Annotated in this window: 25 protein-coding genes; 18 read left to right on the forward strand and 7 right to left on the reverse strand. The window is 41.4% G+C overall.

Annotated features, from left to right (window positions below):
* The first annotated feature begins 141 nt into the window (after positions 1–141).
* Positions 142–840 carry a FadR/GntR family transcriptional regulator gene (locus PR767_RS11540; RefSeq protein WP_109912559.1) on the forward strand — a complete coding sequence of 233 codons (699 nt, stop codon included), beginning with the start codon at positions 142–144 and terminating at the stop codon, positions 838–840.
* Positions 841–887: 47 nt separating this feature from the next.
* Entirely contained in the window at positions 888–2,291 is a 1,404-nt protein-coding gene (gene mdtD / locus PR767_RS11545) for a multidrug transporter subunit MdtD (protein ID WP_109912558.1), read from the forward strand.
* Here mdtD and rbsR read toward each other — a convergent pair.
* The 6 genes from rbsR to rbsD all read right to left on the reverse strand — a co-directional run bounded on the left by rbsR (position 2,288) and on the right by rbsD (position 8,112).
* Positions 2,288–3,289: a ribose operon transcriptional repressor RbsR gene (gene rbsR / locus PR767_RS11550; protein ID WP_410479536.1), complete on the reverse strand. Its 1,002-nt coding sequence runs from the start codon at positions 3,287–3,289 to the stop codon at positions 2,288–2,290. The two genes, mdtD and rbsR, sit on opposite strands and share 4 nt — an antisense overlap.
* Before the next feature lie 3 nt (positions 3,290–3,292).
* Positions 3,293–4,222 (reverse strand): ribokinase, encoded by a 930-nt coding sequence (rbsK, locus tag PR767_RS11555; protein ID WP_004906700.1) that lies wholly within the window; start codon positions 4,220–4,222, stop codon positions 3,293–3,295.
* 80 nt (positions 4,223–4,302) lie between these two features.
* Positions 4,303–5,193: a ribose ABC transporter substrate-binding protein RbsB gene (gene rbsB / locus PR767_RS11560; protein ID WP_004906703.1), complete on the reverse strand. Its 891-nt coding sequence runs from the start codon at positions 5,191–5,193 to the stop codon at positions 4,303–4,305.
* Between the two features lie 18 nt (positions 5,194–5,211).
* Positions 5,212–6,174 (reverse strand): ribose ABC transporter permease, encoded by a 963-nt coding sequence (gene rbsC, locus PR767_RS11565; RefSeq protein WP_272520371.1) that lies wholly within the window; start codon positions 6,172–6,174, stop codon positions 5,212–5,214.
* A complete protein-coding gene (gene rbsA / locus PR767_RS11570) occupies positions 6,171–7,685 on the reverse strand; it encodes a ribose ABC transporter ATP-binding protein RbsA (RefSeq protein WP_109912557.1) in 1,515 nt (504 codons plus the stop codon). The genes rbsC and rbsA overlap by 4 nt, the downstream gene beginning before the upstream one ends.
* A gap of 7 nt (positions 7,686–7,692) precedes the next feature.
* Entirely contained in the window at positions 7,693–8,112 is a 420-nt protein-coding gene (gene rbsD, locus PR767_RS11575) for a D-ribose pyranase (RefSeq protein WP_004906713.1), read from the reverse strand.
* Positions 8,113–8,394: 282 nt separating this feature from the next.
* Between rbsD and ravA the strand changes: the two genes are divergently transcribed.
* Together ravA and viaA are read left to right on the forward strand one after the other, a co-directional pair.
* A complete protein-coding gene (gene ravA, locus PR767_RS11580; RefSeq protein ID WP_109912556.1) occupies positions 8,395–9,912 on the forward strand; it encodes an ATPase RavA in 1,518 nt (505 codons plus the stop codon).
* A 2-nt stretch (positions 9,913–9,914) separates the two neighbouring features.
* Positions 9,915–11,372, forward strand: coding sequence for an ATPase RavA stimulator ViaA (viaA, locus tag PR767_RS11585; protein ID WP_272520372.1), 1,458 nt, complete (start codon positions 9,915–9,917; stop codon positions 11,370–11,372).
* Here viaA and asnA read toward each other — a convergent pair whose 3' ends face one another.
* Positions 11,373–12,365 (reverse strand): aspartate--ammonia ligase, encoded by a 993-nt coding sequence (asnA, locus tag PR767_RS11590; protein WP_004906722.1) that lies wholly within the window; start codon positions 12,363–12,365, stop codon positions 11,373–11,375. It lies immediately after the preceding gene.
* Between the two features lie 161 nt (positions 12,366–12,526).
* Here asnA and asnC point away from each other — a divergent pair, with 161 nt between their 5' ends.
* The 14 genes from asnC (at position 12,527) to glmU (ending at position 25,435) form a co-directional block, all read left to right on the forward strand.
* Positions 12,527–12,988: a transcriptional regulator AsnC gene (gene asnC, locus PR767_RS11595; RefSeq protein ID WP_004906728.1), complete on the forward strand. Its 462-nt coding sequence runs from the start codon at positions 12,527–12,529 to the stop codon at positions 12,986–12,988.
* 91 nt (positions 12,989–13,079) lie between these two features.
* Entirely contained in the window at positions 13,080–13,520 is a 441-nt protein-coding gene (gene mioC, locus PR767_RS11600) for an FMN-binding protein MioC (protein ID WP_109912554.1), read from the forward strand.
* Between the two features lie 377 nt (positions 13,521–13,897).
* Positions 13,898–15,787, forward strand: a complete 1,890-nt coding sequence (mnmG, locus tag PR767_RS11605; RefSeq protein ID WP_004906733.1) for a tRNA uridine-5-carboxymethylaminomethyl(34) synthesis enzyme MnmG — start codon at positions 13,898–13,900, stop codon at positions 15,785–15,787.
* A 1-nt stretch (position 15,788) separates the two neighbouring features.
* A complete protein-coding gene (rsmG, locus tag PR767_RS11610) occupies positions 15,789–16,409 on the forward strand; it encodes a 16S rRNA (guanine(527)-N(7))-methyltransferase RsmG (RefSeq protein WP_004906735.1) in 621 nt (206 codons plus the stop codon).
* 601 nt (positions 16,410–17,010) lie between these two features.
* Complete coding sequence (gene atpI, locus PR767_RS11615) at positions 17,011–17,388, forward strand: F0F1 ATP synthase subunit I (RefSeq protein ID WP_004906317.1); 378 nt, start codon at positions 17,011–17,013, stop codon at positions 17,386–17,388.
* A 33-nt stretch (positions 17,389–17,421) separates the two neighbouring features.
* Positions 17,422–18,240, forward strand: a complete 819-nt coding sequence (gene atpB, locus PR767_RS11620; protein WP_272520374.1) for a F0F1 ATP synthase subunit A — start codon at positions 17,422–17,424, stop codon at positions 18,238–18,240.
* 48 nt (positions 18,241–18,288) lie between these two features.
* The gene (gene atpE, locus PR767_RS11625; protein ID WP_004093904.1) at positions 18,289–18,528 is read left to right on the forward strand and encodes a F0F1 ATP synthase subunit C; all 240 of its coding nucleotides are present in this window, start codon (positions 18,289–18,291) and stop codon (positions 18,526–18,528) included.
* A 58-nt stretch (positions 18,529–18,586) separates the two neighbouring features.
* The gene (gene atpF / locus PR767_RS11630; protein ID WP_004906301.1) at positions 18,587–19,057 is read left to right on the forward strand and encodes a F0F1 ATP synthase subunit B; all 471 of its coding nucleotides are present in this window, start codon (positions 18,587–18,589) and stop codon (positions 19,055–19,057) included.
* Between the two features lie 12 nt (positions 19,058–19,069).
* Positions 19,070–19,603 carry a F0F1 ATP synthase subunit delta gene (gene atpH / locus PR767_RS11635; RefSeq protein ID WP_004906300.1) on the forward strand — a complete coding sequence of 178 codons (534 nt, stop codon included), beginning with the start codon at positions 19,070–19,072 and terminating at the stop codon, positions 19,601–19,603.
* A gap of 14 nt (positions 19,604–19,617) precedes the next feature.
* On the forward strand, positions 19,618–21,159 hold the full coding sequence (atpA, locus tag PR767_RS11640) for a F0F1 ATP synthase subunit alpha (protein ID WP_004906297.1): 1,542 nt from the start codon (positions 19,618–19,620) through the stop codon (positions 21,157–21,159).
* Between the two features lie 51 nt (positions 21,160–21,210).
* The gene (gene atpG, locus PR767_RS11645) at positions 21,211–22,074 is read left to right on the forward strand and encodes a F0F1 ATP synthase subunit gamma (protein ID WP_110731519.1); all 864 of its coding nucleotides are present in this window, start codon (positions 21,211–21,213) and stop codon (positions 22,072–22,074) included.
* A gap of 34 nt (positions 22,075–22,108) precedes the next feature.
* Positions 22,109–23,491, forward strand: a complete 1,383-nt coding sequence (gene atpD / locus PR767_RS11650; RefSeq protein ID WP_004906293.1) for a F0F1 ATP synthase subunit beta — start codon at positions 22,109–22,111, stop codon at positions 23,489–23,491.
* Positions 23,492–23,512: 21 nt separating this feature from the next.
* A complete protein-coding gene (locus tag PR767_RS11655) occupies positions 23,513–23,938 on the forward strand; it encodes a F0F1 ATP synthase subunit epsilon (RefSeq protein WP_004906291.1) in 426 nt (141 codons plus the stop codon).
* Between the two features lie 126 nt (positions 23,939–24,064).
* Entirely contained in the window at positions 24,065–25,435 is a 1,371-nt protein-coding gene (gene glmU, locus PR767_RS11660) for a bifunctional UDP-N-acetylglucosamine diphosphorylase/glucosamine-1-phosphate N-acetyltransferase GlmU (RefSeq protein WP_042851475.1), read from the forward strand.
* Positions 25,436–25,447: the final 12 nt, after the last annotated feature.

Raw genomic sequence — 25,447 nt, forward strand, 5'->3', positions numbered from 1 at the left:
ACGTTTTTATTTTGTTCGTGTTTTTTTTAGCCAAAAAGGTATTTATAAGTTAAATTTGGTCTGTGCATTGACTATTTCAGCAGCAATTGTACATCTACTCACGTAATATATGTATCTAAGAATTATGCTTTGAGATGAATTATGGAATTAAATAAGCAACAAACAGCCTCACAAAAAAATCGCTCTTATATTATTGCAGAAAATCTTGGCCAGTTGATTTTAACCAGCACCTATTTACCGGATTCCATTTTACCTAGCGAATTAGAATTATCAGAACAATTCCAAGCAAGTCGAACAGCTATAAGAGAAGCTATAAAAATATTAGCAGCAAAAGGTATGGTATTAGCACGCCCCAAAATAGGCACCCGTGTTATGTCTCCTTCAAATTGGAATTTTTTAGACCAAGATCTCTTAACGTGGTGGTCTAATAGTGAAGAGCAATCTGTTGTAATGAAGCACTTTAAAATGGTTCGACTCGCAATAGAACCTCAGGCTTGTTATCTTGCAGCGATACATGCAACAAAAGAGCAAAAACAATCATTACAACTATTATCTAGTGAAATGCAGCTACTCGCCAAAGAATTTGACAGAGAGCATTGGGTAAAAGTTGATTATCATTTCCATTTAACTATTTACAAAGCTTGTGCCAATCCTTTTCTTATTTCTTTTGCTAATTTATTCCGTTCTATTTATCAGCGTTACTTTGATGTCATTACTAATAATGAGGTTATAGAGGTCGAAATTCATCAACAACTTGCCAATGCAATTATTCATGGTAAAAGTACAATAGCACTCGACCTTTGCTATAACTTACTAACAATTACCCAAAAGCAAGACTAACAACACAATATCCCATTGAAGCTTTCATTTATTTGTATAGGTAACTGATGTTCAAAACAGCGAAAAATATGTCTGGCCTTCCATGGATTGCGGCAATGGCCTTTTTCATGCAAGCGCTCGATGCCACCATTTTGAATACGGCTTTACCCGATATTGCAAGAAGCCTTGATCACTCGCCGCTTGCAATGCAATCAGCTGTAGTCAGCTATACGCTTACTGTTGCGCTATTAATTCCTGTAAGCGGCTGGTTTGCTGATAGATTTGGTACAAGGCGTATATTTATTTTAGCAGTTTCCTTATTTTCTCTTGGTTCATTACTTTGTGCCCTTTCGCCATCCTTAAATTTCTTAGTAACCTCTAGAGTTATTCAGGGTATTGGTGGGGCAATGATGATGCCAGTCGCCCGTTTAGCCTTAATAAGGGCTTACCCTAGAAGTGAGTTACTACCCATATTAAATTTTGTCACTATTCCAGGTTTAGTTGGCCCAATATTGGGGCCTCTGTTAGGTGGTATCTTAGTCACCTATGCAACTTGGCATTGGATATTTATTATTAATATTCCTATAGGTGTTTTAGGTATTTTTTATGCCTTGAAACATATGCCAGACTTTAAAATGCCAAAACGTAAATTTGATACGCTTGGGTTCTTATTGTTTGGCTTTGGCTTAGTCATGCTATCTGTCAGCTTAGACTTATTTGGTGATAAATCGCTTCCTACCTCTGTTCCTGCAATTATTGTCTTAGTGGGTTTTCTCTTCTTATTTATTTATGTTCTTCACGCAAGGCGAGTTAAGCATGCAATAATTCCACTAAATCTATTTAAAACGCGCACTTTTTCTATTGGGATCAGTGGTAATATCGCAACACGCTTGGGAACAGGCAGCATTCCTTTTTTAATGCCATTAATGTTGCAAGTGGGTTTTGGTTACGAAGCCGTTGTGGCAGGAATGATGATGGCGCCACTAGCAATAGGTTCAATCACTGCTAAATCTGGGGTTACTCGGATCCTGACTAAATACGGCTACCGTAATACATTATTTGTTATCACCATAATTATTGGATTAATGATCGCCCAGTTTTCCTTGCAATCACCAAGTATGTCGATTTACCTGTTAATTGCACCTTTATTCATTTTAGGAATGGTGATGTCAATACAGTTTACCGCAATGAATACTATTTGCTTGGCTGATTTAACAGACAATAATGCAAGTGCGGGAAATAGTATGTTAGCGGTGACTCAGCAACTCTCGATAAGCTTCGGTATTGCAGTCAGTGCTGCAATCTTAAATTTCTATGGTGGACAGCCTAATAGCAATACGGTCGATAATTTTCACTATACTTTTATTACCGTTGGTGTCATTACGCTTATCTCAGCTTTTGTCTTCTTATTATTAAGTAAGACAGACGGTGATAATTTAATAAAAAATAAAACCAAAAAAGCGAAGAATTAATATTTTTTAACCGATTGGCGCTCAATTAGCTCAGGGGTAAGAACCAAAATGCTCGCCTTTGCCTCTGGGTTATCCATACGATAAATAAGTTGGTCAACAGCCTGTTGGCCTAACTTATCTTTTGGCTGATGAATTGTTGTAAGTGGTGGGATCATATAAGGCGAGAGATCGATATCATCATAACCAATGATTGAAATATCATCAGGCACTTTCAAGCCCTTTTGGTATATCGCTTGATAAGCACCCACCGCCATCGCATCATTACCTGCAAAAATAGCCTCGGGAGGGGTAGGTAAACTGAGCAGTTTATTCATGGACTCAAACCCACCAGCAAATTCAAAATCACTGAAAATGATATAATCATCATAAATATTAATGCCGCCATCAGTCATGGCTTGAATAAAACCTTGATGACGTGCTCTTGCTGGTGATTTATCTTGTGGCCCTGCAATACATGCAATACGAGTGAAACCTGCTTTAATAAGGTAACGAGTGGCTATTTCCCCACCAAGAAAAGAGTTATCTTGAATAATGTCTCCATCTAACTCGAATGGAGACCAGTCCATCATAACCGTTGGCACAGCGGGGTAACGAGCCAAAACATGTTTTGATGGCCCCTGTACTTCTGTGCACATAATCAGTAACCCATCAACACGCTTTTGTAGCAATGTTTCTAAGCTATGATTCATTCGCTGAAGGTCGCCCTCAGTGTTGCACAAAATCAAACTATAACCGCGTTCGTAGCAACTACGTTCTACACCCCGCACTACCTCAGCGTAGAATGGGTTATTACTTGTTGTCAGTAACATCCCAATCGTATTCGTGCGATTCATTTTTAAACTACGTGCCAGCGCAGAGGGGGCATAGTTTAACTCTTCAATCGCATTTTTAACGCGTACAGTAATGCTCTCGCTGACATAGCGATTTTGATTAATAACGTGAGAGACGGTGGATGTCGACACCCCCGCAAGGCGTGCCACATCTTTCATTGTTGCCACAAGTTAATCCTGTTGAGTCAAAAACTGGTCAATTTCTTTACGCCATGGAACAGAGGGTTGAGCTCCAGGGCGAGTCACAGCTATCGCTGCTGCCGCATGGGCAAAAATAATCGCTTCTTCGTCAGCCTTACCTTCCAGCAGTGCAGTAACGTAAGCCCCATTGAATGTATCACCTGCGGCAATAGTATCCACTGCTTTTACGCGAAATGCAGAAATTATTTTACCTTCTGCACCTTTTTCACTATACCAAACGCCTCGAGAACCGAGTGTTATCATCACTTTACTGATACCTTTTTGATGTAAGACTTCAGCCGCATCCTGAGCACCTTGATTATCATTAACCGCAATGCCTGTTAAATGTTCAGCTTCTGTTTCATTTGGTGTGATAATATCCACTAATGATAATAATGAATCAGGTAAAGATTGAGCGGGTGCAGGGTTCAAAATGACTTTTGTATTGTTTTTCTTCGCTATTTCAGCAGCCATTTGTACTGTTTCAATGGGAGATTCCAGTTGCATCAATACCGCATCCGCTTCCACAATTTTTTGCTGATAATGTCCTAACCTTTCCTTGGTAAGTTGCGCATTTGCACCTGCATTGATACCAATCGTATTTTCCCCTTGTTGATTCACATAAATGAGGGCGACACCTGTCGTTTCACCTTCAATGGCATCAATACATTCGGTTTTAATGTTATCGAGAGATAACTGTTTTTTTATACTCGCCCCAATATCATCATCACCAACACAGGCAATAAATGTTATGTCAGCACCACTGCGACCAGCAGCAACAGCTTGGTTAGCGCCTTTTCCACCAAACGCAACTTGGTAATGATCACCTCTAACTGTTTCACCCGGTTGAGGGAAATGCTTAACATTTAATATATGATCAGCATTGATACTACCGAGAACCACCAGCTTTGCTGTACCCATAACGTTTATTTCCTTTTTTGATGACCCAATGAATTGCAAACTAAAATAAACCGCCGCAGTATGCCGCGGCGGTTTTTATCTTATTGTTTTACCACTAATTCTAATTCAACCGGAACCGTTGGAGCCACTTTTTCACCTTTTAAGACTTTATCTGCAATCTGAACACCAACAATCCCAATTTGGTCTGGGCGCTGTGCAATCGTTGCACCTAATTTTCCGCCTTCAACGGCTTTGATACCATCATTTGTTCCATCAAAACCGACAACCAGAACATCAGTACGGCCTGCAGTTTGCAGAGCTCTTAACGCCCCTAATGCCATTTCATCGTTTTGTGCAAATACAGCTTGAACAGCTGGATGTGCCGTTAACAAGTTTTGCATTACGTTCAAGCCTTTTGTTCTATCGAAATCAGCCGGTTGGCTCGCCAGTAAATTGAATTTGTGCTCTTTCGCACCGGTGTTAAAACCTTCACCGCGCTCACGTGCGGCTGATGTGCCTGAAATGCCTTCTAATTGAATAACTTTAGCCTCACTGCCTGTTTTTTGTGCAATGTAGTCAGCGGCCATCTTCCCGCCCATGCGGTTATCAGATGCTACATGGCTGACAACTTCACCTTTGTTAGCCGCTCTATCTAAAGTAATTACAGGTATATTCGCTTTATTCGCCATTAATATTGAGTTACCCACTGCATCTGAATCTGTTGGGTTAATTAACATTAATTTTGTACCGCGAACGGTTAAATCTTGTACGTTTGCTAACTCTTTGGCTGGGTTGTCTTGAGAATCTAAAACAATCAGCTCATAACCGAGTTTATCCGCTTCTTTTTGTGCGCTGTCTTTCATCGTCACAAAGAATGGGTTATTCAATGTAGAAATTACGAGTGCAATGCTATCTTTCGCCATCGCATTCACACTAACCGTTGCACTCAGTGCAACTGCAGATAATAACGTTGCTAGTTTGTTCAGTTTCATAATAATTTTCCTGTAGGGTTACTTTTTATTATCAACAAGTACAGCAAGTAAGATGACGACAGCTTTAACAATCATCTGGTAGTTTGACGAAATACCTAATAAGTTTAATCCATTGTTTAAGAAACCAAGGATAAGCGCACCAATCAATGTTCCGACGATACGCCCCTTACCACCAGCAAGGCTGGTACCACCAAGTACAACCGCAGCGATAGCATCAAGTTCATACCCATTACCTGCCATTGGCTGAGCTGATGATAAACGTGCAACTTCAATGACACTCGCCAATGCCGCTAGCAGTCCACATAAGGCATAAACCACTATTTTAATGCGATCGACATTAATACCAGAAAGACGGGTAGCCGCTTCATTCCCACCAAGTGCGTAGATGTAACGACCAAGGCGAGTATGGTGCAACATATACCATGCCGCAGCAAAAACGATGATCATTAACCAGACTGGGGTAGGAATACCAAATGGGCGGCCAATACCAAACCAACCAAATAAGTCTGCGTTATCACTAAATCCTGTATTGATAGGGCTGCCGTCTGTGTAAACTCGTGTCACACCGCGCAGCAGTAGCATCATGACTAAAGTCGCAATGAAAGCTTGGACTTTTCCTTTTGCAACAATCACTCCTGTACATGCACCGATAGCGGCACCGAGTGCTAGTGCTCCCGCAACAGCCACTAATGCGTTAACTTCAGCCCCGACCATTGAGGCTGCAACTGCTCCCGTTAAGGCTAATAAGGACCCAACAGAGAGGTCAATTCCAGACGTTAAGATAACTAATGTCATTCCAACGGCCATAATGGCATTAACGGAGGTTTGTTGTAGGATATTGAATAGGTTATTAACCGTAAAAAAAATCGGGCTTAATGTTGATACGATGGCAATCAAAACTAATAGTGCGATTAATGATTTTTGCTCCATCAGCCATGCTTTGCTGAACCAACGTTTTGATGATGCGGTAGTTGAACTCATACTGATAACTCCTGAACTGAGCCATAATTTTTACCCACGGCGGCTGCCATTAAGGCTTCCTGCGTCGCGTCTTTGGCTGAAAATTCACCACTGATATGACCTTCGTGCATCACCAAAATGCGGTCACTCATTCCTATTACTTCAGGCATTTCTGAAGAAACTAAAATGATACTCAGCCCTTCTTTTTTAAATTGGTTAATTAATTGATAGATTTCTTTTTTAGCACCAACGTCTACACCGCGAGTTGGTTCATCAAGGATCAGTACTTTTGGTCTTGTCATCAAGCCGCGCGCAATGGCCACTTTTTGCTGATTACCACCTGAAAGATTGCCAATTATTTGGTCCATTGACGGGGTTTTAATATTGAATAACCGAATGAAATCGCTAACGGTTTGCTGTTCTTCCCCATGCTTAAGGCTTCCTCCCGCACGACTGAAATAACGTAATGCTGTCAATGACATATTTTCTTTCACTGACATACCTAATACTAATCCATCACGTTTACGGTCTTCTGAAATATAAACAATGCCATTATTCAGCCCGTCTTGTGGTGTTTTCAGTGTTACGAGTTTGCCTTCCAGTTTTATCGTGCCCGATTTTTTTGTCGCCGCGCCGTAGATGATTTTCATCAACTCTGTACGCCCCGCGCCCATCAAACCCGATACACCTAAAATTTCCCCGCTCCTCAGGGTAAAGTTGGCATTTGTTACACCAGGCCCAGATACGCCTTCAAGTTGCAGCCTAATATTTCCGGTTTCTACCTCAACTCTTGGATACTGGTCTTCAAGTTTACGACCAACCATCATTTCAATGAGTTTTTCTTCTTCTAATTCACTCACGGGTTTCTCACCAATAAACTGGCCATCGCGAAACACCGTTACATCGTCGCAAATTTCAAAAATTTCTTTTAAACGATGGGAAATATAAACAATACCGCAGCCTTGAGCTTTTAAGTCTTCGATAACTCTAAATAAGGATTCTGTTTCTGTGTCGGTTAGCGCATCTGTGGGTTCATCCATAATAATGACTTGTGATTGAAAGCTCAGGACTTTAGCGATTTCCACCATTTGTTGTTCGCCGATAGAAAGCTCTGCAATAGTTTGATGGCTATCATAATCAAGGTTAAGCCGTTTAAGCAGTTTGTCAGACTCACTGAACATTTTTTTCCAGTCAATTTTGCCAAACGCATTAACATACTCTCGACCAAGAAAAATATTCTCTGCGATGGTTAATTCAGGTATTAAATTAAGTTCTTGGTGGATAATCCCTATTCCTGCTTCTTGGGAGCTTTTAGGGCCATTGAATGCGACTTCTTTACCTAAATAGCGGATTTGACCAGCATCTTTTTTATAAATACCCGTCAGCACTTTCATCATGGTTGATTTGCCAGCCCCATTTTCCCCCACCAGCGCCATGACTTTTCCTGGGTAGACATTTAATGTCGCACCACTGAGGGCCTTTACCCCTGGAAATGATTTATCGATCCCGATAAGTTCTAATAAAGGTTGCATAATCACCTCAGAAAGTCACACCAGAACAAAGAATAATGTTAGCGAACGGTGAACATTCTCCGGTACGGATCACCGCTTTACTGTCATGAGTCAGCTGTTTAAAACGTTCATGGCTGCAATAAATAATTTCAATCGTATTATTTTGGGTGACTTCTAACTGTTGTAAGTGAGCTAAAATAGCGTCTTCCATTTGTGGGTTAATGGTACTGATTTCCTCAGCTAGAATGGCTTTTTCGACTTGCATCTCTTGAGTAATGACACTTAAAACTGACATGAAATCGGGTAAGCCTTGAGTAATGGCTAAATCAATACGCTCCGTTCCTTGAGAAATAGGCAAACCTGCATCAGCAAGCGTTATTTGGTCCGTATGACCTAACTTGGCAATTACAGAGGTAACGTTGGCATTAAGTAAAACACCCTTTTTCATTTTTCACCGCCATTCTAGTAAGCGAAACGTTTCGCTCATGTAATCATAGTAAAGATAAATCACAACTCAATATTGATGGTTGATATTTGTGATCAATATCGAAACGTTTCGTTCGCATTAGAAATACTTAAAAACAATAACTTATTGAATCACTTGTAGCTGAATCGTTTTTTCTTATTTATTGGGGCATGTCAAAGAAAAATGGAAAAATAGGTCGCAGTATGTAATAAAAGAAATTGATAGTTTTGATATCAACACCTCTATTAATAAAAGGAATGAATAATGCAGCTTGCTGAACGAATTGCCCAACTAAGCAATTACCTTGAAAGCGGTTTATATGAACGCCAGCAGGCTATTCGTTTGTGCTTATTAGCCACATTAAGCGGCGAAAGCGTATTTCTATTAGGCCCTCCGGGTATTGCCAAAAGCTTAATTGCACGAAGAATGAAATATGCTTTTCGTCATGCGAATGCTTTTGAGTACTTAATGACACGATTTTCAACACCCGAAGAAATCTTTGGCCCTCTTTCAATACAAGCGTTAAAAGATGAAGGGCGATATGAACGTTTAACTAAAGGTTATTTACCTGACGCTGAAGTCGTATTCCTTGATGAGATATGGAAAGCAGGCCCTGCCATCTTAAATACTTTATTAACCGCGGTAAATGAGCGCAAGTTCCGTAATGGTGATGAAGAAAAATCTATCCCGATGCGGTTATTAGTAACGGCATCCAATGAATTGCCTGATGCAGATAATAGCCTTGAAGCGCTATTCGACAGAATGCTAGTACGTATTTGGCTGGATAAAGTGCAAGAAAAACAAAATTTTCGCGCACTATTAACAGGAAAATCATCACTGAATGAATCTCAAATGCCGGAACATTTAAAAATCAGCGATGAAGAATACCAACAGTGGCAACAAGAAATACCCAAAATTACGCTACCCGATCACTGTTTTGAATTAATTTACCAATTACGTCAGCAACTAGATGCAACAGACAAACGGGTTTATGTTTCAGATAGGCGCTGGAAGAAAGCGGTTTATTTATTACAAGCAAGTGCTTTCTTTAATGGTCGTAATAGTGTATCTCCTCTAGATCTTGTGTTATTAAAAGATTGCCTCTGGCATGACATGCAATCTATGAATGCGTTACCACAACTATTACAGTCATTATTACAAGAAGATGGCTGGCAGCAGCGAAAGTTGACTCGAGAAATAGAGCAGACTTATCAGCAATGGATGTCATCGACCCAAGACCAAAACAACCAAGATGCATTTAAAGTCAATAAAAACAATGCGATGTTTGCTCGTAAAGCGTCATATGTATTGCCCGAAAATATCAGTGATGGTCGAATTACCCTATTTTTACATCGTCCACTGCAACTACATAATATGAAAGTGACTTTTGTAACTACTGATAAAAAATCCCTGATAACGTTTTTAAATAAAGGAACGACACTATCCGCTCACCTAAATGGGATTGGTTTTGCACAAGACATTGCCGCTGAGGTGAATAATTTAAACCAGATACAGTTATTAGATATAAGTCATCAATCATCTACTTTATATATTCAAGATAAAGCCTCATCACTCACGCCAAATACAAATAATCAAGAATGGCTAGACAAGCTAGATAAAATTCAAGGAGAAATTCAAGCCGCACGCTATCAGTTTGAAAAACAACAGCCCAACTTATTTATTGAATCACACTGGCTTGCAGATATTGAACAAAGCTTCATGAAACTCACAGAGAAACTAAACCAATTACGTAACCAAATCACGGGTAAAGTGGCTGAATAACGATGATGAGTTTAGCCACACTAGAAATGCTGCTTTCGGTTAATGAAGGTCAATTAATCGAGGAGATAATTATCTCTTTGTTAGCAACCCCTCAATTGGCGGTCTTTTTTGAAAAACACCCTAGATTAAAAAAAGCGTTACTAAAAGATTTATCCGGTTGGAAAAAAGATCTCAAACAGCGTATGCAAGATGCGCTTGTTCCTGCTCAACTTTCAGAAGAGTTTGAACTTTATCGTCAATCTCTTGGCATATCGACAGATGCCTTTTTTATCCAATTACCAAGTGTCATAGCAAAACTTCACCAACTGGATTCTCCTTTTTACCGTGAAGCACATCAGTTACAGAGCGGGAAAATAGAAAATCGCAGTGCAAGGCAATCACTATTTGTACAAAAATGGCGAGTCAGTTTAATTTTACAAGTGACGACTCTACATAAAGAAATGTTAGAACAAGAAAAAGAACAATTGCTGGCGGAACTACAGCACCGATTAGCACTAAGTGGCAATTTAGAGGATATCTTAGGTGAAAATGAACGTGCTGCAGGCCGGTTGTGGGATTTAACCAAAGGTGTGAACATGACTTCCGCTTATAATGACCAATTATTAAGCCGATACAGTGAATTTTTACGTCAGCAGCCTGAATTAGAAAAAATAGCACAATTATTAGGCCGTAGCCAAACTGCACAAGCAATCCCTGATGATAGCGTGGTGCTAGAACCGATGACTATCATGGAAAAAGTGCCTGAAACTGTTCCTGAGCAAGTTAATGGCTTAAATCAAAGTGACGATATTTTACGGTTATTACCTGCAGAACTCGCTATGTTAGGTCTTGAAGATATTGAATTTGAGTTCTATCGAAAATTACTTGAAAAACAGCTTCTAACTTATCGATTACAAGGAGATAGCTGGCAAGAAAGGAAAGTTCTTCGCCCAATAACACATCACCATGATGAAGAACAACCGAGAGGTCCATTTGTTGTATGTATTGATACTTCCGGTTCGATGGGCGGTTTAAATGAACGCTGTGCAAAGGCTTTTTGCCTCGCATTAATGAAAATTGCGCTGGCGGATAACCGCTCATGTCATGTGATGTTATTTTCCACAGAAATTGTGCATTACGATTTAATTTCTATTGATGGTCTAGAGCAATGTATTCGATTTTTACATCAAACATTTAAAGGTGGGACTGATCTTGCGGCTTGTTTGCAAGAAACAGCAGTAAAATTGGAATCAAAGCAGTGGATAGATGCAGATGCCGTAGTGATTTCTGATTTTGTTGCTCAGCGTTTACCTGATGAGTTGATTCAAAAAATAAAAGCCATGCAGAAGAAAGGTAAATACCGCTTCCATGCGGTATCTGTATCAAATTATGGGAAACCCAGCATCATGAAAATCTTTGACCATATTTGGCGTTTTGATACTGGGTTAAAAAGCAGGTTGTTACGCCGCTTTAGTCGCTAATTACAGCATACCTTCAACGGATTCTTGCATTTCAGCACCCCATACACCACATTGCACTTGGCCAATGTGTTGGCGTTGGAGAAGTAGCATAACTAAGCGTGATTGGCCAATACCACCACCGATAGTTTGCGGCATTTCACCTTTCACTAATGCTTGGTGCCACTCTAATTCCATACGTTTTTCATCGTCAGTTAACTTTAATTGACGGGTCAAACACTCAGGACTTACGCGAATTCCCATTGAAGAAAGCTCAAATGCGTCCTGTAAAACAGGGTTCCACACAATGATGTCGCCGTTCAAACCACAAAAACCGTCTTCATTTTTTGTTGTCCAATCGTCGTAGTCTGGCGCACGAACATCATGTGATTCACCACTAGATAGCTTACCACCGATACCAATTAAGAATACTGCACCTAATTCTTTCGCGATTGCGCGTTCACGCCCTTTCGCATCTAAATCAGGATAGCGCTGTAACAATTCTTCACTGTGAATAAAGTGGATTTGGTCTGGCAGGAACGGTGCCAACCCAAACTCTTTACTTACGGCAGCTTCTGTTTCTTTTATTGCCTTATAGATTTTACCCACTGTCTGCTTCAGATAAGGAAGTGTACGTTCCTCATCTGCCATCACTTTTTCCCAATCCCACTGATCAACATAGACGGAGTGGATTGGGGTTAAGCGATCCTCGTCCGGACGCAACGCTTTCATATGCGTGTATAGACCTTGGCCTTTACTAAAACCGAAACGTCCTAATGTTTTACGTTTCCATTTAGCCAAAGAATGAACCACTTCAAAGGTTGCACCTGGAATTGATTTCACTTTTACTTGAACGGCTTTTTCACTGCCCGATAAGTTGTCTTGAGTACCATCCCCTAAACGGCTTAGGATTGGTCCTTGAACTTCAATTAACCCTAATTCTTTTTCAAGTAAACGTGAGAAATACGATTTCACAAAACTAATTTGTTGCTGATGTTCGATAAATGACTTGTCCATAATTTATTCCCATAATTTGTTAGCTGTGTTAGCTGATGTATAGATTAAGCAACAAAATGAGGTATAAATTCAATATCCATCATTAAAAAAAGCCTTTACTGTTTATTTTAAATAAAAAAACAGGTATAAAAATGAAGAATCGTTAAAATAGAGGTGAAATAATGCCGGAAAATTATCAAATCGATAATCTCGATCGTGACATACTTCACGAATTAATGGGAAATGCGCGCATACCGTATGCTGAATTAGCAAAAAAATTCGCAGTTAGCCCCGGAACAATTCATGTCCGAGTCGAAAAAATGAAGCAAGCAGGAATTATTAAAGGCACACGTATTGATATAAACCCAAAACAATTAGGGTTCGATGTTTGTTGCTTTATTGGCATTATTTTAAAAAGTGCAAAAGATTACCCAACCGCACTAAAAAAATTAGATGCCTTAGAAGAAGTTGTCGAGGTGTACTACACAACAGGGCAATACAGCATTTTTATTAAAGTCATGTGCCGTTCTATCGATTCTTTACAAGACGTACTTATCAACAAAATTCAGACCATTGATGAGATACAATCCACAGAAACACTGATCTCCTTACAAAACCCGATCTTACGAACAATCAACCCGTAGAAAAAAAATGATATAACCACATTATCCACAGGTAGATCCCAGCTCATTCACAGCGTACAATAGCGCCCTATTATTGTGAAAGAGAATCACCATGACAAAAGTAACCTTAATAAGTGGCAGTACAATGGGCAGTGCGGAGTATGTTGCCGAGCACATGGCTGAGATTTTAGAAGAACTCGGTCATGAAACTGAAATTCAACATGGCCCAGAGCTTGATGACTTAACACTTGAAGGCATATGGCTGGTGGTGAGCTCAACACATGGTGCAGGTGATCTGCCTGAAAATATTCAACCTCTTTTTGATTCAATAGAAGAAAGCGCTCCTGATCTAAGCGAAGTCCAATTTGGCTCTGTTGGGATCGGTAGCTCTGAATATGACACTTTCTGTGGTGCTATCCACAAAATAGATGCGTTATTAATCAAGCAAGGGGCTAAAAGGATCGGTGAATGTTTGGAAATTGATGTCCAACAACACGAAATACCGGAAGATCCCGCAGGAGAATGGGTTAAAATTTGGGCAAACGAACTCTAATCTGATTAAAAAACCAGCAATCAACTGTGGATAACTCAGGGAAGATCCCGGTATTAACCCGTAGTTATCCAGAGTATAAGTTTTTAGGCTCCCAAGGCCTGTGTATAAGTACCCATTTTGATCCCAGCTTATACGCAAATGGATCACGGATCATTCACAGTATATGATCCTTTACAGTTTTATGATCTTTAAAGTGAAAATCCACTTATCCACAGAAACCGGTGATCCTAATAAAAGATCTAATAAAGAGATCTTTAAATAAAAAGATCTTTATATTATATAAGGGGGAAACCTAAAGCTTGGTCTCTTCCTCAAACTTGAGTAGAATTCTCTCCTCAAATGCACAATCCGCATTTTCTAACGTTTAAGGTCCACACATGTTTTATCCAGAGCAATTTGACGTCATCGTAATTGGTGGTGGTCATGCCGGTACTGAAGCAGCAATGGCAGCTGCACGTATGGGGCGTCAAACCCTATTACTGACTCACAATATTGATACATTGGGCCAGATGTCTTGCAACCCAGCCATCGGTGGGATCGGTAAGGGACATCTGGTTAGAGAAATTGATGCCCTAGGTGGTCTAATGGCCATCGCTACAGACAAAGCGGGTATTCAATTTAGAACATTAAATGCCAGCAAAGGGCCAGCTGTTCGTGCAACCCGAGCGCAAGCTGACCGTGTTCTGTATCGCCAAGCTGTCAGAATGGCTTTAGAAAATCAGCCTAATTTAATGATTTTCCAACAACCCGTAGAAGACTTGCTTGTTGAAAACAATCGAGTTACAGGGGCAATTACCCGTATGGGCTTAAAATTTAAAGCCAAAGCCGTGGTATTAACCGTTGGTACTTTCCTTGATGGCAAAATTCATATTGGTTTAGAAAATTACAGTGGCGGTCGTGCAGGGGATCCCCCTTCAATTTCACTTTCTCAACGTTTGAGAGAATTGCCTTTACGTGTTAATCGTTTAAAAACAGGAACGCCACCACGTATTGATGCAAGAACTATTGATTTCAGTCAGTTAGCTCAACAGCTAGGTGATGACCCAATGCCCGTTTTTTCATTCTTAGGTTCACAAGATCAACATCCACAACAGATGCCTTGTCATATCACCTATACCAATGAAAAAACCCATGATGTGATCAGAAATAACCTAGATCGTAGCCCTATGTATGCAGGGGTTATTGAAGGGATCGGCCCACGTTATTGCCCTTCGATCGAAGATAAAGTCATGCGTTTTGCAGATAAAGACTCACATCAGATCTTTTTAGAGCCAGAAGGCTTAACGAGCAATGAAATTTATCCTAACGGGATATCCACCAGCTTACCATTTGATGTTCAAATGCAAATTGTTCATTCCATGAAAGGAATGGAAAATGCACGGATCATTCGTCCTGGTTATGCTATCGAGTATGATTTCTTTGACCCTAGAGATCTAAAACAAACGCTTGAGAGTAAATTTATTGAAGGTTTATTCTTTGCTGGCCAAATTAACGGCACAACAGGTTATGAAGAAGCCGGAGCTCAAGGGCTATTAGCGGGCCTTAATGCTGCACAACATGCCTTTGGTTTAGACGGTTGGTTCCCTCGTCGTGACCAAGCTTATATCGGTGTTCTCGTTGACGACCTTTGTACTTTAGGGACAAAAGAACCTTACCGTATGTTTACTTCACGTGCGGAATACCGTTTGATGCTTCGTGAAGACAATGCCGATTTGCGACTCACTGAAAAAGGCCGAGAGTTAGGCTTAGTTGATGACGTACGTTGGGCTCACTTTAATAAAAAAGTTGAACTGATTGAAAAAGAACGTCAACGCTTAAAAGATATTTGGGTTCATCCTAAATCAGATAACCATACTGAGATAGATGGAATTTTAACCGTTCCATTATCGAAAGAAGCAAATGGGGAAGATTTACTACGTCGTCCAGAAATGACGTATCAAATGCTAACCTCGCTTAACCTGTTTGCCCCAGGTATTGACGATCCTCAAGCTGCGGATCAAGTGGAAATCCAAGTTAAATACGAAGGTTATATCGCTCGCCAAAAAGAAGAAATCGAAAGACAACTACGTAATGAAAATACCTTGTTGCCTGTTGACCTCGATTACAAACAAGTAAAAGGGTTGTCGAACGAAGTGATGGCGAAACTGAACGACCATAAACCGACATCTATTGGTCAAGCATCACGAATTTCAGGGATTACGCCTGCAGCAATCTCTATCTTACTTGTTTGGCTGAAAAAACAAGGCATGCTACGCCGGAGTGCTTAACATGGATTTATTATCGAAACTTAATCAATTGTTAGCAAAAACCGATATTGACTTAACGGAAAAGCAAAAACAGCAGTTAGTTGACTATGTTGGGTTATTAGCTAAATGGAACAAAGCCTATAACCTGACTTCAGTACGTGACCCACAACAGATGTTGATCCGTCATATCATGGACAGCATAGTGGTGAACGGTCAACTCAACGGAACAAAATTTATTGATGTAGGAACGGGGCCAGGCTTACCTGGCGTTCCTTTAGCTATTGTTCGGCCTGATTCCCATTTTGTTTTATTGGACAGCTTAGGGAAGCGGATACGCTTTTTAAAACAGGTTCAACATGAACTAGGGCTAACGAATATCGAACCTGTTCAATCGCGTGTTGAAGAGTACCCAATTGAAAATGGTTTTGATGGGGTGATTAGCCGCGCATTTGCTTCACTGAACGATATGCTGAGTTGGTGCCATCATTTACCTTCATCTGGCGGTCGTTTTTATGCACTTAAAGGTGTCATTCGTGATGATGAAATGGCGCTACCAGAAGGTTTTGTGATTGAATCTATCACAGAGCTTGAAGTGCCTGAACTTGATGAACAGCGGCATTTGGTTAAAGTTTCTATAAAATAAAGTTGCTTTCTGTCAAAATATTTTGTCTTTTAGAGCGATAGTCGGTGTGTTACAAAGCACCGGCTATTCTTGTTTTTAGCTAGAGAGTAAATATTTATATTTCACGTGTTATTTACATAGAAATAACGAATAAGTTTCAAAAATAAGGTGTTGAAAGAAAAAATATAGGGAAATTGGCAATTTTGACTTAATCGATTTAGCTAGATAAATAGTTAATAGTGAAATATTTGATTTATCACTTTTAAATTTAACTTAAAAATCTACTTCTTTAATTGTTTGATTTACAGATTAAATCTATTTTTTGTTGTCAGTAAAGTTGAAAGAATAAATAAAGAGAATAAAGCTAAATGTGATATTTATCACATTAATGTGAATATATGCAGCAATTCATTAACTATTTATTAATTATTACAGCGACAATTCTGCGCCAACTCGAAAAAATTAAATATTTATTCACCTTTTCGCTACTTACTGATTGAATTCATTTCGCCTGCCCGTATAATTTGCACGTTTTTGTCTCTTGACACATTTACGCAAAGGCAGTTTTATACAACACTTAGCGTTTCTGAGGCTGAGAAGAGCTGGGAGTAAACAAAAAGTTATGTCTGTATCCCTTTATGACAACAAGCACGCTGCAAAGCAGTTGTCTGTTCAGTTTATAACTTTAGTGATCCTCAGTGGGGCTTTCTGTGCAAATAGTATAGAATGGGGGGCCTCTGCTCTTGCTGGTGGGTTAGCATGCTGGTTACCAAATATCGTATTTATGCTGCTAGCACAATTTCAGAAAGCAAAAGGAGAGGATGAACCTGTCCGCATTGCCTGGTTCTTAGCATTAGGAGCAGGGCTAAAGGTTGTTACAACTATCGCTGTCTTAGTTGTTGCTTTCGGTGTGTTCAAAGCGTCATTAACACCACTGGGTTTGACCTATTTAGCGGTGCTAATTGTTCAGATTGTTGCACCAGCCGTTTTTAAACGGTAAGTATTTTTAAACTACAAAAGGGTAAGAGGCATCATGTCTGCATCAGGAGAAGTGATGACTACAGAGGATTACATAGGCCACCATCTGAGAAACCTTCAGTTGGACCTGAGTACCTTTAAGTTGGTCGATCCCCACGCTAGTCCAACATTTTGGACGTTGAACATTGACTCGCTTTTTTTCTCGGTAGTTCTCGGGGCTCTGTTCCTGTGGCTATTTAGAAGAGTTGCAGTTAATGCGACTAGTGGCGTACCCGGTAAGTTACAGACTGCAATAGAACTGATCATTGGTTTCGTTGATAACTCAGTCCGTGATATGTATCACGGCAAGAGCAAAGTTATTGCTCCTTTAGCATTAACGGTGTTCGTCTGGGTATTCTTAATGAACCTAATGGATTTACTCCCAATTGATTTCCTTCCGTATATTGCTGAGCATTATCTCGGGTTACCTGCATTACGTGCAGTGCCAACCGCAGATGTTAGTGTCACATTATCGATGGCTATTGGTGTGTTTATCCTAATCCTCTTCTACAGCATCAAAATGAAAGGAATTGGCGGATTTACAAAAGAGCTCACAATACAGCCTTTTAACCATCCTGTCTTCATTCCAGTCAACTTGATTCTTGAAGGGGTAAGCCTGCTGTCAAAACCTGTATCACTCGGTCTGCGACTGTTTGGTAACATGTATGCAGGTGAATTGATCTTTATTCTTATCGCGGCTCTGCTACCGTGGTGGTCACAGTGGTTGTTAAGCCTACCTTGGGCTATCTTCCACATACTGATTATTACGCTACAAGCCTTTATTTTTATGGTTCTGACGGTTGTCTATCTGTCGATGGCATCTGAAGAACACTAATTTAATTTTATCAATAATTGTATTAACTGAAACAAACTGGAGACTGTCATGGAAAACCTGAGTATGGATCTGCTGTACATGGCTGCCGCTGTGATGATGGGCTTAGCGGCGATCGGTGCTGCGATCGGTATCGGCATCCTAGGTGGTAAATTTTTAGAAGGTGCTGCTCGTCAGCCAGATTTAATTCCTCTGCTGCGTACACAGTTCTTTATCGTAATGGGTCTGGTCGATGCTATTCCGATGATTGCTGTTGGTCTGGGCTTGTATGTAATGTTCGCTGTTGCCTAATTAACGTTACGGAACACTGTAAGAACATTAATTCACTAATGAATATGAGGTATTGTCTGTGAATCTAAATGCAACAATCCTCGGCCAGGCTATCGCGTTTGTCCTGTTTGTTTGGTTCTGTATGAAGTATGTATGGCCACCGATTATGGCGGCCATTGAAAAGCGTCAGAAAGAAATTGCTGACGGTTTATCTTCCGCAGAACGTGCTAAAAAGAACCTGGAACTGGCGCAAACCGACGCAACCGACCGACTGAAAAAAGCGAAAGCTGAAGCTCAAGTCATCATTGAACAAGCGAATAAACAACGCGTTCAAATGATTGATGAAGCAAAAGCAGAAGCGGAAGCAGAACGTGCAAAAATCGTCGCACAAGCGCAAGCTGAAATTGATGCTGAGCGTAAACGTGCACGTGAAGAGTTACGTAAACAGGTTGCGATGCTTGCTATCGCAGGTGCCGAGAAGATCATCGAACGTTCCGTGGATGAAGCTGCTAACAGCGACATCGTTGATAAACTAGTCGCTGAACTGTAAGGAGGGAGGGGCATGTCTGAAATTGCTACTGTAGCTCGCCCCTACGCCAAAGCAGCTTTTGACTTTGCTGTGGAAAACCAAGCTGTTGCTAAATGGCAGGAAATGCTAGCCTTCACCGCTGAGGTGACGCGCAATGAACAGGTTGGGGAGCTGCTTTCTGGTTCTATTGCACCAGAAACATTAGCTAAAACGTTTATCTCTGTTTGTGGAGATGAAATTGACGAGCATGTTCAGAATCTGATTCGTGTTATGGCAGATAACGGGCGTTTAACGACGCTGCCAGAAGTGTTGACGCAGTTTATCCAATTGCGCGATTCTCTGGAATCAACCATTGAAGTTGATGTGATTTCTGCTAACGAACTGAGTGAACAGCAGTCAGCTAAAATTTCTGCAGCGATGGAAAAACGTCTGTCACGCAAAGTTAAGCTGAATTGCAAAATTGATAAGTCTGTTATTGCTGGAGTGATCATTCGTGCTGGAGACCTCGTTATTGACGGGAGTATCCGCGGTCGCTTAGAGCGTTTAACTGACGTCTTGCAGTCTTAAGGGGACTGGAGCATATGCAACTGAATTCCACCGAAATCAGCGAACTGATCAAACAGCGTATTGCTCAGTTCGATGTTGTGAGTGAAGCTCACAATGAAGGTACGATTGTATCCGTTAATGACGGTATTATTCGTATTCACGGTTTAGCCGAAGTCATGCAGGGTGAAATGATCGCGCTGCCTGGCAACCGTTACGCTATCGCACTGAACTTAGAGCGTGACTCTGTTGGTGCGGTCGTTATGGGTCCTTATGCCGACTTGGCAGAAGGCATGAAAGTTAAATGTACTGGTCGTATTCTTGAAGTTCCAGTAGGCCGTGGCCTGCTAGGACGTGTTGTGAATACACTGGGTCAACCAATTGATGGTAAAGGTCCTGTTGATAACGATGGCTTCTCTCCTGTAGAAGTTATTGCGCCAGGTGTTATCGACCGTCAATCCGTTGATCAACCAGTTCAAACTGGTTATAAATCAGTCGATGCCATGATCCCAATCGGTCGTGGTCAGCGTGAGCTTGTTATCGGTGACCGTCAAACAGGTAAAACTGCTTTGGCTATCGATGCAATCATCAACCAACGCGACTCAGGCATCAAATGTGTGTACGTGGCTATCGGCCAGAAAGCGTCTACCGTTTCTAACGTAGTTCGTAAATTGGAAGAACACGGCGCACTGCAAAACACTATTGTTGTTGTTGCTACAGCATCTGAATCAGCTGCTCTGCAATACTTAGCGCCATATGCTGGTTGCGCGATGGGTGAATATTTCCGTGACCGCGGTGAAGATGCACTGATCGTATACGATGACCTGTCTAAACAGGCTGTTGCATACCGTCAAATCTCACTGTTGCTGCGTCGTCCACCAGGACGTGAAGCTTACCCAGGTGACGTTTTCTATCTGCACTCACGTTTACTTGAGCGTGCTGCTCGCGTTAACGCTGAATACGTAGAAAACTTTACTAAAGGCGAAGTTAAAGGCAAAACAGGTTCATTGACAGCTCTGCCTATCATTGAAACCCAAGCTGGTGACGTTTCTGCATTCGTACCAACAAACGTAATTTCGATTACAGATGGTCAGATCTTCCTGGAATCTAACCTGTTTAACTCTGGTATTCGTCCAGCGGTTAACCCAGGTATTTCAGTATCTCGTGTTGGTGGTGCTGCTCAGACTAAAATTATCAAGAAACTGTCTGGTGGTATCCGTACCGCACTTGCTCAGTATCGTGAACTGGCAGCGTTTGCTCAGTTTGCTTCCGACCTCGATGACGCGACTCGTAAACAGTTAAGTCATGGTCAGAAAGTAACTGAACTGCTGAAACAGAAACAGTATGCACCAATGTCAGTAGCAGAGCAGGCACTGTCTCTGTTCGCGGCAGAACGTGGGTTCTTGGATGATGTTGAGTTAGCGAAAATTGGTGCGTTTGAAGCTGCTTTAGTTTCTTTTGCACAGCGCGAGCATGCTGACCTTATGAACGAAATTGGCCCGGCTGGTAGCTATAACGATGATATCGAAGGCAAGTTGAAAAAACTGCTCGAATCATTTAAAGCAACTCAGTCCTGGTAATACTATTCGGCCCAGTTCCTAGGGCCGTCTGGTTAATAAGGAGAAGCAGAAATGGCCGGCGCAAAAGAGATACGTTCCAAGATCGGAAGTGTACAAAATACACAAAAGATCACTAAAGCGATGGAAATGGTCGCTGCGTCCAAAATGCGTAAAACGCAGGAACGCATGGCGGCCAGCCGTCCTTATGCAGAAACCATGCGCAGTGTGATTGGTCACCTAGCGTTAGGTAATCTGGAATATAAACATCCATATCTCGAAGAGCGTGAAGTTAAGCGTGTCGGGTATCTGGTTGTTTCAACAGACCGCGGTCTGTGTGGTGGCTTGAACATTAACCTGTTCAAAAAACTATTAGCAGATATGAAGTCATGGTCTGAGAAAAACGTTCAGGTTGATTTGGCTTTAATCGGTTCTAAAGCGGTATCATTCTTCGGTTCTGTGGGCGGCAATGTCGTGACTCAAGTTACCGGAATGGGGGATAACCCAACGCTTTCGGACTTGATTGGTCCAGTTAACACAATGCTACAAGCCTATGATGAAGGGCGTTTGGATAAACTGTATGTGGTGACGAATAAGTTCATCAATACAATGTCTCAGGAGCCAACTATTCTTCAATTGTTACCATTGCCTGCAAGCGATGATGAAACACTGAAGAAGAAGTCTTGGGATTACATTTACGAACCCGATCCTAAGGCGTTGCTGGATACCCTGCTACGTCGTTATATCGAGTCGCAGGTTTATCAGGGCGTCGTTGAAAACCTGGCTAGTGAGCAGGCCGCACGAATGGTAGCGATGAAAGCCGCTACTGATAATGGTGGAAACCTGATCAAAGAGTTGCAGTTGGTTTACAACAAAGCTCGTCAGGCCAGCATTACTCAGGAGCTTACCGAAATTGTTTCGGGTGCTTCCGCGGTTTAACAGCTAGGTTTACGAATTACGTAGAGGATTCAAGATGGCTACTGGAAAGATTATCCAGGTAATCGGCGCCGTTGTGGACGTCGAGTTCCCTCAAGATGACGTACCAAAAGTGTACGACGCTCTTGAGGTTGTTAACGGTAAAGAAAAACTGGTGCTGGAAGTTCAGCAACAGTTAGGCGGTGGTGTTGTCCGTTGTATCGCAATGGGTACATCAGATGGCCTGAGCCGTGGTTTAGAAGTTGTAAACTTAGAGCACCCAATTGAAGTACCAGTAGGTAAAGCAACTTTAGGACGTATCATGAACGTTCTGGGTCAACCTATTGATATGAAAGGTGATATCGGCGAAGAAGAGCGCTGGTCAATTCACCGTGCTGCACCTAGCTACGAAGAATTAGCTAACTCAACAGAACTGCTGGAAACCGGTATCAAAGTAATGGACTTAATCTGTCCATTCGCTAAAGGTGGTAAAGTTGGTCTGTTCGGTGGTGCGGGTGTTGGTAAAACAGTAAACATGATGGAACTGATCCGTAACATCGCGATTGAGCACTCAGGTTACTCAGTATTCGCAGGTGTTGGTGAGCGTACTCGTGAAGGGAACGACTTCTATCATGAAATGACCGACTCAAACGTTCTGGATAAAGTATCACTGGTTTATGGTCAGATGAATGAGCCACCAGGAAACCGTCTACGCGTTGCGTTGACTGGTCTGACTATGGCTGAAAAATTCCGTGACGAAGGTCGTGACGTACTGCTGTTCGTTGACAACATCTATCGTTATACACTGGCAGGTACTGAAGTATCAGCACTGTTAGGTCGTATGCCTTCAGCGGTAGGTTATCAGCCAACGCTGGCGGAAGAGATGGGTGTTCTGCAAGAACGTATTACCTCAACTCAAACGGGTTCTATCACTTCCGTTCAAGCGGTTTACGTTCCTGCGGATGACTTAACTGACCCATCACCAGCAACTACCTTTGCTCACTTAGACGCAACAGTTGTTCTGAGCCGTCAAATCGCATCACTGGGTATTTACCCTGCGGTTGACCCTCTGGATTCTACTAGCCGTCAGCTTGACCCACTGGTTGTTGGTCAAGAGCACTATGATGTTGCTCGTGGCGTTCAGTCTATTCTGCAACGTTACCAAGAACTGAAAGATATCATTGCAATTCTGGGTATGGATGAACTGTCTGAAGAAGACAAACTGGTTGTTGCTCGTGCTCGTAAGATCCAGCGCTTCCTGTCTCAACCATTCTTCGTTGCTGAAGTATTTACCGGTTCACCAGGTAAGTTCGTTTCTCTGAAAGACACTATCCGTGGCTTCAGTGGGATCCTGAACGGTGATTACGACCACCTGCCAGAACAAGCGTTCTATATGGTTGGTACCATTGAAGAAGCTGTGGAAAAAGCGAAAAAGCTTTAATCCAGCTGACAGGAGGTTGATATGGTAGCTGCAATGACATACCACCTGACTGTAGTGAGTGCTGAAAAACAAATGTTTGAAGGCATGGTACAGAAAATTCAGGTGACAGGTAGTGAAGGTGAGCTGGGGATTTACCCGCAGCATACCCCGCTGCTGACTGCCATAAAACCGGGCATGGTACGTATTACCAAACAGTTTGGTGAAGAAGAGCTAATTTACCTCTCCGGCGGTATTTTAGAAGTACAACCAAATGGTGTTATCGTACTCGCTGATACAGCGATCCGTGGTAAAGATTTAGACGAAGCTCGTGCAGTGGAGTCTAAACGCAAAGCGGAAGAACACGTCCGTAAAGCTCACGGCGATGTTGATTATGCTCAGGCATCAGCAGAACTTGCAAAAGCAATAGCGAAACTTCGAGTCATCGAGTTAACTAAAAAGCTAATGTAATGATAGCGGTATAGTAAAAAAAGCCAGTTGGTTAAGTCTAACTGGCTTTTTTATTTGAGCGAAATATGTAGTAATTTATAAAGGAAATAGGTTTACTTTCATCCCTAAGTTGGAGTTTCAGGAAAAATGACTGTGCAAAGAAAAAGTGTCGTGATTTTAGCTGCCGGTAAAGGCACACGGATGTATTCAGAGCTACCTAAAGTTTTGCATTTGCTTGCAGGCAAACCAATGGTTCAGCATGTTATAGATACAGCAAAATCCATTGGTGCATCAGATATTCATCTGGTATACGGACATGGCGGTGATTTACTGAAAGAAAAACTAGGTGAGCAAAACCTCAATTGGGTATTGCAGGCCGAACAGCTCGGCACTGGCCATGCGATGCAACAAGCCGCGCCAAGCTTTCAAGACGATGAAAATATTGTCATGTTATATGGCGATGTACCATTAATTGCTAAAGATACCTTAGATCGCTTAATTGAAGTGAAGCCAGAAGGTGGTATTGGCTTGCTGACGGTTATTTTAGATAACCCAACAGGGTATGGCCGTATCATTCGTGAAAATAATGAAGTTGTCGGTATTATTGAGCAAAAAGATGCGACTGAAGAGCAACGTAAAATCCAAGAGATTAACACTGGGATCATGGTTGCCAGTGGTAAAGATTTCAAACGTTGGTTGGCACAGCTGAATAACGATAACGCACAAGGCGAATACTATATTACTGATATTATTGCATTAGCACATAAAGAAGGTAATAAAATTGCAACCGTTCATCCTAAACATTTAAGTGAGATGGAAGGGGTGAATAACCGCCTACAGCTGGCTGCATTAGAAAGAGTTTATCAGAAAGAACAAGCGGAAAAACTGTTATTAGCCGGTGTTATGTTGATTGACCCTGCACGTTTTGACCTGCGCGGAAATCTAACTCATGGTCGCGATATTATTATTGATACTAACGTGATTATCGAAGGTAACGTTACATTAGGGAATAACGTACATATTCAATCTGGCTGTATTTTGAAAGATTGTGTAATCGGTGATAACTCAGTGATTAGCCCGTATTCAGTCATAGAAAACTCTGAATTATCAGCTGAATGTACGGTTGGTCCTTTTGCGCGTTTACGTCCAGGTGCTAAATTAGCAGCCAAAGCACACGTCGGTAATTTCGTCGAAATGAAAAATGCCTCTTTAGGTTTAGGTTCTAAAGCGGGTCATTTAAGTTACCTAGGCGATGCTCAAATCGGTGATAACGTTAATATTGGCGCAGGTACCATAACTTGTAATTATGATGGCGCCAATAAACATAAAACTGTTATTGGTGATGATGTATTTGTAGGTTCAGACACTCAATTAGTCGCTCCAGTTTCTGTAGCAAAAGGTGCAACAATTGGCGCGGGTACGACGGTAACTCGTGACGTGAATGAAGACGAACTCGTTGTCAGCCGTGTAAAGCAAATGCATATTAAAAACTGGCAACGTCCAGTTAAGAAAAAATAAGTAAATATTGAG

The organism is Providencia sp. PROV223 (assembly GCF_028479245.1).
Taxonomy (GTDB): Bacteria; Pseudomonadota; Gammaproteobacteria; order Enterobacterales; family Enterobacteriaceae; genus Providencia; species Providencia rettgeri.